Source organism: Petrotoga halophila DSM 16923, from assembly GCF_002924615.1.
The window spans coordinates 1-11,469 of sequence record NZ_JALY01000038.1; the positions used below are offsets into that span (position 1 = coordinate 1).

The 11,469-nt window shown below is 34.9% G+C and carries 15 protein-coding genes; 12 read left to right on the forward strand and 3 right to left on the reverse strand.

Annotated elements, in window-relative coordinates; translation table 11 throughout:
- Together AA81_RS01615 and AA81_RS01620 are read right to left on the reverse strand one after the other, a co-directional pair.
- Window positions 1-383, reverse strand: a 383-nt coding sequence (locus tag AA81_RS01615) for a translation initiation factor IF-2 N-terminal domain-containing protein (RefSeq protein WP_211292622.1), incomplete at its 3' end; no start/stop codon positions are given.
- A gap of 16 nt (window positions 384-399) precedes the next feature.
- Window positions 400-795: a L7Ae/L30e/S12e/Gadd45 family ribosomal protein gene (locus AA81_RS01620; RefSeq protein WP_245863360.1), complete on the reverse strand. Its 396-nt coding sequence runs from the start codon at window positions 793-795 to the stop codon at window positions 400-402.
- Window positions 796-933: 138 nt separating this feature from the next.
- Between AA81_RS01620 and AA81_RS01625 the strand changes: the two genes are divergently transcribed.
- From AA81_RS01625 to AA81_RS01650, 6 genes are all read left to right on the forward strand, one after another.
- The gene (locus AA81_RS01625) at window positions 934-2,082 is read left to right on the forward strand and encodes a pyridoxal-phosphate-dependent aminotransferase family protein (RefSeq protein ID WP_103897971.1); all 1,149 of its coding nucleotides are present in this window, start codon (window positions 934-936) and stop codon (window positions 2,080-2,082) included.
- A gap of 6 nt (window positions 2,083-2,088) precedes the next feature.
- Window positions 2,089-3,021, forward strand: a complete 933-nt coding sequence (locus tag AA81_RS01630; protein ID WP_103078039.1) for a D-2-hydroxyacid dehydrogenase — start codon at window positions 2,089-2,091, stop codon at window positions 3,019-3,021.
- A 137-nt stretch (window positions 3,022-3,158) separates the two neighbouring features.
- On the forward strand, window positions 3,159-3,341 hold the full coding sequence (locus tag AA81_RS01635; protein ID WP_103065168.1) for a ferredoxin: 183 nt from the start codon (window positions 3,159-3,161) through the stop codon (window positions 3,339-3,341).
- 174 nt (window positions 3,342-3,515) lie between these two features.
- On the forward strand, window positions 3,516-4,337 hold the full coding sequence (minD, locus tag AA81_RS01640) for a septum site-determining protein MinD (protein ID WP_103078040.1): 822 nt from the start codon (window positions 3,516-3,518) through the stop codon (window positions 4,335-4,337).
- A gap of 111 nt (window positions 4,338-4,448) precedes the next feature.
- A complete protein-coding gene (locus AA81_RS14095; protein ID WP_169999577.1) occupies window positions 4,449-4,610 on the forward strand; it encodes a hypothetical protein in 162 nt (53 codons plus the stop codon).
- A gap of 19 nt (window positions 4,611-4,629) precedes the next feature.
- A complete protein-coding gene (locus AA81_RS01650) occupies window positions 4,630-5,028 on the forward strand; it encodes a secondary thiamine-phosphate synthase enzyme YjbQ (protein WP_103897972.1) in 399 nt (132 codons plus the stop codon).
- Window positions 5,029-5,350: 322 nt separating this feature from the next.
- On the opposite strand, the gene AA81_RS01655 is transcribed toward AA81_RS01650, so the two are convergent.
- Window positions 5,351-6,499, reverse strand: coding sequence for an RNA-guided endonuclease TnpB family protein (locus AA81_RS01655; RefSeq protein WP_103897973.1), 1,149 nt, complete (start codon window positions 6,497-6,499; stop codon window positions 5,351-5,353).
- Between the two features lie 91 nt (window positions 6,500-6,590).
- Here AA81_RS01655 and AA81_RS01660 point away from each other — a divergent pair, with 91 nt between their 5' ends.
- From AA81_RS01660 to AA81_RS01680, 6 genes are all read left to right on the forward strand, one after another.
- A complete protein-coding gene (locus tag AA81_RS01660; RefSeq protein ID WP_012208115.1) occupies window positions 6,591-7,151 on the forward strand; it encodes an ABC transporter ATP-binding protein in 561 nt (186 codons plus the stop codon).
- Between the two features lie 4 nt (window positions 7,152-7,155).
- Window positions 7,156-7,302, forward strand: coding sequence for a hypothetical protein (locus AA81_RS14100; protein WP_155811035.1), 147 nt, complete (start codon window positions 7,156-7,158; stop codon window positions 7,300-7,302).
- A 451-nt stretch (window positions 7,303-7,753) separates the two neighbouring features.
- Window positions 7,754-8,884 carry an ABC transporter substrate-binding protein gene (locus tag AA81_RS01665; RefSeq protein WP_103897974.1) on the forward strand — a complete coding sequence of 377 codons (1,131 nt, stop codon included), beginning with the start codon at window positions 7,754-7,756 and terminating at the stop codon, window positions 8,882-8,884.
- Between the two features lie 74 nt (window positions 8,885-8,958).
- Window positions 8,959-9,873 carry a branched-chain amino acid ABC transporter permease gene (locus AA81_RS01670; RefSeq protein ID WP_103897975.1) on the forward strand — a complete coding sequence of 305 codons (915 nt, stop codon included), beginning with the start codon at window positions 8,959-8,961 and terminating at the stop codon, window positions 9,871-9,873.
- A gap of 2 nt (window positions 9,874-9,875) precedes the next feature.
- Window positions 9,876-10,949, forward strand: a complete 1,074-nt coding sequence (locus AA81_RS01675) for a branched-chain amino acid ABC transporter permease (protein ID WP_103897976.1) — start codon at window positions 9,876-9,878, stop codon at window positions 10,947-10,949.
- A gap of 27 nt (window positions 10,950-10,976) precedes the next feature.
- The coding region (locus AA81_RS01680; protein ID WP_146050315.1) for an ABC transporter ATP-binding protein at window positions 10,977-11,469 on the forward strand (493 nt) is incomplete at its 3' end.

The following is an 11,469-nucleotide window of genomic DNA, read 5'->3' on the forward strand; positions in this document are numbered from 1 at the left end:
CCTTTCATAAACATATCTTTTATAATATCGTTTTGTTCTAATTCGAGGCGTTTCGCTAAAATATCAAGCGTTATTTCTTGCGTAGTTATAGTGACTTCTCTTACGGGCTTTTCTTCGACAGGTTCTTCTTCTAATTTTTCCTTGACTTTTATTTTTTCTGGAGTCTTTTTCTTTTCTTTTGGCGGTTCTTTTTGCTTTTTTACTTCCTTTTTAGCTTGCCTTTCTTCCTCAATAAGATCCTTAATAGCTTGCACCGTTTCCTCTTCTATAGTGCTCATATGACTTTTGACAGAGATATTTAATTCCTTTTCCAAAAATTCCATTAATTCTTTAGAGTTCATTCCTAACTCCTTCGCGACTTCGTATATTCGGGTCTTCGACACTTATAAACCACCTCCACTATTGGACCATTTTCAATATTCCTTCGATAATATTTTCATCTGTAATTCCAACGACGCTTATATTTTGTTTACCAAGAGCTTTAGCCAAAATTGACTTTGTATAGTTCAATTCTATATAAGGTACATCAAAAATTTGACAATGTTTTATTACATCTAACTTCACTCTTGATCCAGTATCCTTTGGAATAAGTATTACCTTCTTCTTCTGAAATGAACGAATATAATTCCTCAACCCTTGCTTACCATAAACAATCTTATTGGCTTTAGCAGCAAAGCCCATATAGCTCAAGATCTTTTGTTCCCTTAAGTAATACTCATTCCCCATGTTGTTTTCAAATCCTCTTTTTTGTGAAACCTTCATTCTTTTTCTATTATAACATTTTATTGCTGTCATTCAAAATATTTTTTCATTACATTTTAAGAAAATACCTTAAAAACTCAAAAAAGGATAAAAAAGATCCATATTGATATTTAAAAAGTATGGTAAAATTACTATAAGAAAACTTTCACAATTCTTAGAGGAGGGATATACGTGGCAAAGTTAATAAGAAAGAACTATCTCATGGCTCCAGGGCCAACCCCTGTTCCAATCGATCTTTTATTGGAAGGTGCAAAGGACACCATCCATCATAGGACCCCACAATATTTGGAAATTCAAAACAAAGCCTTAGAAAATCTTAAATATCTCTTTCAAACAAAGAATAACGTATACACCTTAGCCGCTTCCGGAACAGGAGCAATGGAAGCTGCAGTTGCTAACCTTATTTCACCAGAAGATACGGCTATCGCTGTAAATGGAGGTAAATTTGGAGAAAGATGGTGCGAATTATGTAAAGCTTACGGGGCTAATTTAGTAGAAATCGATATAGAATGGGGAAAATATGTTAGAGTAGAACAAATAAAAAAAGAACTAGAAAATCATCCAGAAACAAAAGCTGTTTTCACCACCTTAAGCGAAACTTCTACAGGGGTTGTACATCCCATCAAAGAAATAGCTGAAATTGTAAAAGAAACCGATGCAGTTTTAGTTGTTGATGCTATTTCTGGAATGTTGGCCGAACCTTTAAAAATGGATGAATGGAACATAGATGTTGTAATTACTGGAGTTCAAAAAGGATTTATGATGCCTCCTGGCGTAGCAATGATAGCTTTAAGTGATAAAGCGATGAAAGTTGTTGAAAATTCTAATAACCATAGATATTACTTTGACTTAAGAGCATATAAAAAGAGCTTCCCAGATTCTCCTTATACTCCTCCTGTTAACCTCGTTTACCAGTTATTAAAAGCAACTGAGATGCTAAAAGAAGAAACAATTGAAAATGTTTGGGAAAGACACAGAATCTTAGCTGAAGCAACAAGAGCTGCTATCAAAGCTATGAACTTAGAACTTTTTGCAGAAAGACCTGGAAATGTTCTTACAGCAATAAAAGTACCACAAAATGTTGATGGTAAAGGAGTTGTTAAATTTTTGAGAGATGAATGGGGAGTAACCTTTGCGGGTGGTCAATCACAGCTAAAAGGAAAAATAATAAGAATTGCCCATCTTGGTTACATGTCAAAATTTGATGTTATTGTTGCGGTAAGTGCCTTGGAAATGGCTTTTAACAAGTTTGGCTTTGAAGTTGAACTAGGTAAAGGTGTAAAAGCTGCCGAAGAAGTTTTTATGAAAGAGGGGGTTTGAAGAACGATGAAAATTCATATAAACGACCCTTTAGATGAAAATGCATTAAAAAAATTACAAAAGGAATTACCTAATGTAGAAATCACATCGGAACATTTTGAAAAAGATGTTCTTAAAGATAAGATTAAAGAAATTGACGTATTGATTGTAAGAAGTGCAACTAAGGTGACGAGAGAAATATTAGAACATGCAGATAAGTTAAAGATCATAGGTAGAGCGGGTATGGGATTAGATAATATAGATGTTGACACGGCTAAATCGAAAGGTATAACGGTCTTAAATACGCCGGGCCAAAATTCTTTATCCGTTGCAGAACTGGTTATAGGAATGGTTTTAGATATTTATCGACATATTACAATAGGAACGATCGGTCTAAAAAATGAACAATGGGAGAAAAAACAACTAAAAGGATTGGAGTTGTCCGAAAAGACCTTCGGTATAATCGGCTTTGGCTATGTAGGAAAAAATTTGGCAAAATTACTAAAAGGTTTCCAAACCAATACTCTGGTGTTTGATGTTGTTAATATAAGTACTGATGAGCTAAAGCATTATAACGTTAGACAGGTATCTTTAGAAGAATTACTCCAAAATTCTGATGTTATTTCTTTACATATTCCAAAAAACGAAAAAACTTATCATTTTATAAGTGAACCCCAAATCCAAATGATGAAAGATGGTGCAGTAATAATTAATGCTGCAAGAGGAGGTGTCCTCGACGAGAATGCTGTGCTGAAATATCTGAAAAATGGTAAGCTCCTTGGAGTAGGATTGGACGTTTTCGAAGAAGAACCTCCAAAGGGTGATCTCTACAAGGAACTTTTTGCTTTACCAAACGTTGTAGCCACACCCCATATAGGTGCTTCCACAAAAGAAGCCCAAGAACGAGTTGGAATAAATATAGTAGACAGAGTGGTAGAAGAAATTAGGAAACTGAACTAACTCAATGTAGTTATATTTTCTTAAATCAATTTTTAAATTTAATTGTGTAGATTTATGGTATAATCAAATGGTTTTAATTAGTAGTATATGTAACAGATAGAAAAAGAACTTTTTAAAAACTATTTGGAGGTGTAGCTATGAAGATAGTTATTGACAAAGAAGCTTGTATAGGAGACGCTATATGTGAAAGTTTATGCCCAGACGTATTCCAAATGGGAGATGACGGAAAGGCCGAAGTTATTGATGAACAAAGTGACGCACCATGTGTGCAAGATGCCATAGATGCTTGTCCAACTGAAGCCATAAGTATCGAAGAATAAACAGGCAACAAAAATAGTTTTTAAATTAATCGGGGATTTTTCCCCGATTTTTTATTTTTTAATCAATTTGTAGTATAATCTGTTTAGCCCTTAGAATATCTTAACTTTTTTAACTTATAAAAACTTCTATCTTATAATTAATAATGGGCAAAGTTTTCTAGTGGAGGGGTAGAGATGGAAAATGCAAAGGTGTTTGTTATTACCTCCGGAAAAGGAGGAGTTGGTAAAACTACTATCGTAGCTAATTTGGGGGCCACTTTAGCAAAAAAAGGTTACAATGTTTGCCTTATAGATGCAGATATTGGATTAAAAAATCTGGATTTGATTTTGGGTTTGGAAAACAGAATAGTTTACACTATAATGGATGTTGTAAGTGGTAACAAAACTGTTATGGAAGCACTCGTAAAACACAAGCAATTGAAAAATCTCTCTTTATTGGCTTCTTCTCAGATTGCCAATAAAGATTTAATGTCTCCCCAAGATATGAGCAATATAGTCTCTAAACTCTCTAAACATTTCCATTATATCATTATAGATTCTCCAGCTGGAATAGAAAGAGGGTTCCAAAATGCTGTTTCATCTGCACAACACGCTATCGTTGTTACTACACCAGACCTGACTGCTATAAGCGACGCAGATAGAGTCGTAGGGTTGCTTGAAAATCAAGGCTATACAGACGACCACATTTCACTAATTGTAAATCGATTAAAATTGAGACTTGTTAGAAGAAACGAAATGCTTTCTGCTGATGACATTAAAGAAGCGTTAGCACTGAATTTAATTGGAATCATACCTGATAGTGAGGAAATTTTACTTTCTTCTAACGAAGGAGCTCCAATATCAACGAACCAAAGAGCCAAACTTTATTCGGTTTTCAATAATATAAGCGATAGAATCTTAGGAAAAGATGTGCCGTTAGAAAAAGATTTGATAGATGTTGACCATGCCCCTCAAGGATTTATGGAATTCATCAAAAAAATATTCAGAAGAGGGTGAAGGTAAATGTGGCCTTTCAAAAGAAAAAAGAATAAAAGCAGGGAGACCGCAATAAAAAGAATGAACTCTTTCTTAAGTGCCTCCGATCGAAAAAATGGAGGAAAGAGTCAAATGAGATTTGAAAACGTCAAACAAGAAGAGTTGGATTTCGTGATAAACTATATAAAAGATTATGCTGTTAAACATCTGTCAGTAAAAAAAGAAGATGTTAAGGTACATGTCTCCAAAGAAGGCAATTCTATTACTATTGTTGCTAATATAATTTACCAATAACAAAAAGGAGTTGAAGATTATGACATACACTTATTCTTTAAAAACACATAATAGAGAAGAAATGATCGACATAACCAGCTATATTCAAGAGAGTGTCGAAAGTTCAAAAATAGAAGAAGGCATTTTGATAGTATATGTCCCCCATACAACTGCCGCCGTAACAGTCAACGAAAACGCAGATCCTTCTGTAAGGAAAGACATCACCGATTTTCTAAGAGATAAAATCCCTAAAAGTAAAGAATATTCTCATCTTGAAGGCAACGCTGACTCGCATATAAAATCAACGCTCGTTGGATCATCATTGACCTTAATTATTGAAAACGGAAAGCTTTTATTGGGAACATGGCAAGGAATTTATTTCTGTGAGTTCGATGGTCCAAGAAACAGAAATTTTAGGGTAAAAATCATCGAAGGTTAAAAGATTGAAGTTAATAATTCTCTATTACAACAAAAATTGACCAGAAATAATCTGGTCAATTTTTTTATCTACTTGCCATTTGCTACGCAAATAAGAATTTGGAAAGTATTTTTAATACATTATAAAAAAACATTTTGCACAAATCAGCAAAATAGTTGCATTGTGAACTACTTATCTCTAAAGAGGTAAGCTTCCTAATTCAGCGACCGTTGCGAAACATCCTAGAATGAATCTAAGGGTGCTCGACTTACACAGTCTCCAAAGGCTTTACTTTCCCCAGTCCCTGGGGTAGAGTCAGTTTATACAGTGACTAGCTGTTTCCTTATCTGCCGTAAGGCAGTGTTGCAAATGCCTGTTTTAATCCAAACTGCCTAATGTTAACGGCAGCATTTATATCTCTATCATGTTTAGTTCCACATTCAGGACATACCCATTCTCTATCAGAAAGTTTTAAACCTGCGTTCTTATACCCACATACACTACAAGTTTTAGACGAAGGTTCGAACGTTCCTATCTCGATTACTTTCTTACCTAGTCTTTCTGCTTTGTATTTTAGGAACGTCTTGAATTTGTACCATCCTAAATCTGAGATACTTTTAGCTAAGTGGTGATTCTTTAACATGCCTCTTATGTTGAGAGTTTCTACAACAAAGACATCAGCTTGGTTCTCACTGATTTCTTTTGTTAGTTTATGTAGAAAATCCTCTCGTGTATTTTTTATTTTCTCATGTATTCTAGCAACTTCTAATTTTGCTTTGTCCCAATTCTTTGACCTTTGTTCTTTGCTTGAAAACTTTTTATATGCATGTTTTAGTTTTCTTTCGTATTTAGACAAAACTTTAGGAGCTTGATACTTTGTTCCATCGGATAGTACCACACAATCTTTCAATCCCATATCCATACCGATTGAGTTCTCATAGTCTATATCTCTTTCAGGGTAAGAACCTTCTACTTGGAATGTTATAGAGACAAAGTACTTACCTGTTGGAGTTTTAATGAAAGTACAATTTTTTATCTTTGCATTTGGATCTATTTTCCGATGGACTCTTACTTTGATACCTTCTTTAAACTTTGGCACGAATAGAATTCCATATTTATCGTTATTCTCATTTTCATATAACTGTATATGTTGAGGAACTCTAAAAGATTGTCTACTTGATTTCTTTTTAAATTTCGGGTATTTACTCTGTTTCTTGAAGAAACGTTTAAACCCACTTTCTAAATCTTTTATAGACTGTTGTAATGATTGAGAGTTGACATCATTCAACCATCGATACTTCTCTGTCTTTTTAAGAACCGTAAGCACTTTAGCCCACATATAATAATTAGTATACGTTTTAGTATTCTTATATGCCTTGTTAGCAAACTCTAAGAATAGGTTGTAAACAAATCGAGTATGTCCAAAATGTTGGCTAAATTTCTCAATTTGTTCGTTAGTTGGATATATACGAAACTTGTATGTTTTAAGCATATTCAATCACCTTAATTCGATAATTGTATGATATAATACAATTGTATCACATATACATATAATTAACAACATTTTTTGATTCAAATTCGTTTTGTGTTTGAAGCTAGCTATCATCTCTCCAATAAATTGGAGAGTGTTCTCGTTGGATTTTCACAAAATAGTAGAAAAGGGGATAGCCCTAGTTCCTGAAGGTAGACGTATTTTCCCTAATCTCACTGTTTTAGAAAACCTCCGATTAGGTTCGTATTCTCGCAAAGACTCTGAAAAAATAAACGAAGATTTCGATTGGGTACTTACACTTTTCCCGCGATTAAAGGAAAGACTTAAGCAACTTGGGGGTACACTCTCTGGAGGGGAACAACAAATGTTGGCGGTTGCAAGGGGGTTAATGTCAAGGCCAAAGGTTCTAATGCTCGACGAACCATCTCTGGGACTAGCTCCAATTCTAGTCAAAGAGGTTTTAGGAACTATAGAAAAAATAAGCCAACAGGGAGTAACTATATTGCTTATAGAGCAAAATGCTGTTGGTGCGTTAAAAATCGCTAATTATGGTTACGTCTTAGAAACTGGAAAAATTGTTCTTGAAGGTCCGGCAGAAGATCTCTTAGAAAACGATGAAGTTAGGAAAACTTATCTAGGAGTAACGGCTTAAAACCTTGAAACTATTTCATACTTTTCAAGATTTCGAAGAAAGATATCAACAGTACAAGGATTTTCAAGATTTCCAAGATTTCCAAAGATACCAAAACTACCAAAGATTCAACCAGCAAAGATACCAAGATTGTCCTTATTACGACGACTAATTTAAACCAAATACTTTAAAAAGAGGCCTAAAGGCCTCTTTTTTAGTGCGTATAGATAAAATCTAAGTGGTAAAAGTTCTTCGTGAGTAGAGGTAGCGGCAATCAGTAGTTGAAAGCAAAGAGTGTTCATTGGTGGTGTAGGAGAACGGTAGATAAATCAATTATCTACCTTCTGCCCAGTTTTTACATGTCATTTACCTCACAAATGAGAATATGGAAAGTACTTCTAAAACATTATAAATAAAACGTTTTGCACAAGACTGCAAAAAAAGTTGCATTATAAATTTATTTGTTGTATAATTAAGAAAATTACTGTTTAATTTCTTTTCTGTTAGAGAAATATATATTTTTATGAAATTTAGTTCACATAAGATAAAGACCATGAAAATTTTTTCTACATTATTTTTTAGTAAAATAACATCCACACATATTATATGAGGAGGGGAAAAACATGAGAAAAACTGTTGTTTTGGTGTTTTTGGTAGTTATTATGACCTTCACACTCTTTAGTCAAGAAGTTATCAAAATTGGTATGAACTTCGAACTAACCGGACCTGTCTCTGGGTATGGCCAAATGTCAAGAGATGGTGTATTGTTAGCCAACAAGTTGAAACCAACAGTCAACATTGGAGGTAAAGAAATCAAAGTTGAAGTCGTAGCTGTCGATAATAAATCGGACAAAGCAGAATCAGCCAACGCGATAAGAAGGCTTATAGATCACGAAAAGGTAGTAGCAGTCATTGGGCCTGCAACCAGTTCAGCAGCATTAGCTGCAGCTTCAATAGCAGAAGAAAGGCAAATACCAATGGTGGTCAACACCGCCACTAACCCTTTAGTTGCCCAAAACAAAAAGTATGTCTTCAGAACCTGTTTTGAGGATACCTTGCAAGGTGCTCTACTTGCAACATTTGCCTGGGAAGAACTTGGAGCTAAAAACGTCGCCATAATGGTCGATGTAGCTCAAGATTACGTCGTGGGACTTGCCAATTATTTTGAAAAAGCTTTTGAACAGTTTGGGGGAACCTATTTCACAGAATTTTATACAACCGGTGATCAAGATTTCACCGCTCAACTTACGGACGCGCTTTCAAAAAATCCAGATGCTATTTTTATGCCAGGGTACTACGCTGAAATAGCCTTAATCTGTAAACAAGCCAGGGATTTAGGTTTCACAGGTCCCATGTTCGCTGGAGATGGTGCGGACGCACCTGAACTAATACAAATTGGTGGAGAATACGTAGAAGGAGTATCTTATACAACTTACTTCCACGAGGATGCAGAGTTATCCCCTGCTACTAAACCTTTTGTAGAGGCTTATCAAAAAGAATACAACAGAAGAGCCGACGCATTTGGTGCTTTGGCGTATGATGCTTACATGGTAATAGTTAACGCTATTGAGTCTGCACAGTCTACAGATCCTGTAAAAATTAGAGAAGCTTTAGCAAAAACTAAAAACTTTCCTGGTGTCGCTGGTACAATTACGTATCCTCAAGGTTCTGGAAACCCTATAAAACCAGCGGTAATAAACATGGTTGAAAATGGACAATTTGTTTTCCGTACCGTTATAAGACCCAGCATGTGATTTTTAACAATATTAAAGCCATCTCACAAAATGAGATGGCTACACTTTCTTGGATCCAGAAAGGGGGCTCATAATTGACTATCCAAATGTTCTTTCAACATCTAGCAAACGCTATTTCTCTTGGAGGCATATACGCACTTATTGCAATAGGTTATACAATGGTTTATGGCATACTCAATTTAATAAACTTTGCTCATGGTGACATTTTTACTTTTAGCATGTATTTTGCTTTTTACGCAGTTACTCTCTTTTTATTTCCATGGTGGGCAGCTTTTATTTTTGCTATTGTTTTAACAACCCTACTAGGTGCTACAATCGAACGAGTCGCTTACAGACCCTTAAGAAAAGCAAATGCCCCCAAGATCTCAGGATTAATCACTGCAATTGGTGTATCATTCTTCTTACAAAACTTCGCTATAGTTGTTTTTGGTGGAAGAGCAAAATCATTCAATCCACAATTAGGAGTTTACCCAACACAGTTTGCACAAGTATTAAAATTTAGAGATGTAAGGATACCTTTATTAACCTTCATTATTATAGGTGCTTCTATTCTTGCACTCCTTATATTGATTTGGATAGTTTATAGAACAAAAGCCGGCATGGCTATGAGAGCGGTTTCTAAAGATGTTACTGCTGCCAAATTAATGGGCATAAACACCGACAGAACTGTTTCTCAAACCTTTATGTTAGGATCTGCTCTAGCAGCAGTGGGGGGTATTCTCTGGGCTATGAAATACCCTCAAATCTATCCTTATACCGGTATGATACCCGGTTTAAAGGCATTTATAGCTGCTGTTGTCGGAGGAATAGGAAGTATTCCAGGGGCTATGCTTGGAGGTTTTATTTTAGGGGTTGCAGAAATAATGATAGTCGCATTCTTGCCGGCTTTAGCAGGATATAGAGACGCTATTGCATATATTATCTTGATAATAATTCTTCTAGTAAAACCAAACGGGCTTCTCGGTGTTGAAATAGGGGAGAAGGTGTAAATATGGAAAAAACTCTAACTTTTAAGGCCAAATTCTTTTTGACTATTCTTTTTATCTTAGCAATCTTTTTATTACTGTTGACAGCAAATAACAAAGCGAGTGATTATTTAATTTTGATATTGAATTTGATGGCAATTAATATAATATTCGCCGTAAGTTTAACCTTTATTAACGGTATTACAGGCATTTTTTCATTAGGGCATGTTGGATTCATCGCAATTGGGGCATATGTATCGTCCATTTTAACACTTTCTCCTGCTCAAAAAGAAATAAGTTTTTTGATAAAACCTTTAATATACCCTTTAAATGTTATCCAAATCCCTTTCTTACCTGCAATTATAATTGCGGGACTGGTAGCCGCAGCGTTTGGATATTTAGTTGCTGCCCCATCTCTTCGATTAATTGGAGATTATTTAGCCATCGCAACCCTCGGTTTAGGTGAAGTGGTTAGAATCGTTGCAAATAATACCTGGTCTATCACAAATGGGGCTTTAGGTTTAAAAAGCATTCCCCAATATTCTAACCTATGGTGGACTTGGGGATTTGCTTTAATAACTGTTATCTTCATTTCTAGTTTAGTTAAAAGTAGTTATGGAAGAGCTTTAAAGGCAATAAGAGAAGATCCGGTTGCTGCTAAATCTATGGGAATTAACGTCTTCTCACATCAAGTAGTTACTTTTGTAATTGGTTCTTTTTTTGCCGGAGTTGGTGGAGCATTATGGGCTCACTTAATCACTACCATTGATCCTAAATCTTTCATGTTTCAAAAAACCTTTGAAATATTAATAATGGTGGTCATCGGTGGGCTTGGGAGTATCAGTGGGGCTATCATAGGAGCCTCACTTTATACAGTAGGACTAGAGTTCCTTAGAGTTCTAGAAGAACCCATATCGATTGGCTCTATCTACATACCAGGTATCCCCGGAATGAGAATGGTGGTTTTATCTCTCATTCTCATAATTATAATGCTATTTTGGAGAAGAGGCATAATGGGAAAAAATGAAATAACATGGGATGGCATTTATAAACTGATAATGAAGGTAAAAAACAAAAATAGAATGAGAGAGGATGAATGACTTAGAAAAATCCCAAGGAGGCTTCCAATGAGTAATACAAACAATAACGAATATATCTTAGAATTTGAGAATGTAACCAAAAAATTTGGAGGTTTAATAGCTGTTAACAATTTCAATGGCTATTTAAAAAATGGAGAATTACTTGGTCTAATAGGTCCCAATGGAGCGGGGAAAACCACTCTTTTCAATTTGATCACCGGTATATACACTCCAGACATTGGAAAAATTTTATTTAAGAAACAAAAAATAAATTCTAAAAAACCTCACGAAATAACTCAGTTGGGAATTGCTAGAACTTTCCAAAATATTCGTTTGTTTAAAGATATGACAGTTCTAGAAAATGTTTTAGTCTCTCAACATTTGAAATTGAAGAGTTGGATTTGGCTTTTTAAAAGTTTTTTAAAACCTCTTGACTTTTTAAAGGTGGAAAAAAAAATGCAAAATGAAGCCTGGGTTCTTCTAGAAGAATTCGGATTGTTAATTTACGCTATTGACAAGGCAAACTCTTTTCCATATGGAT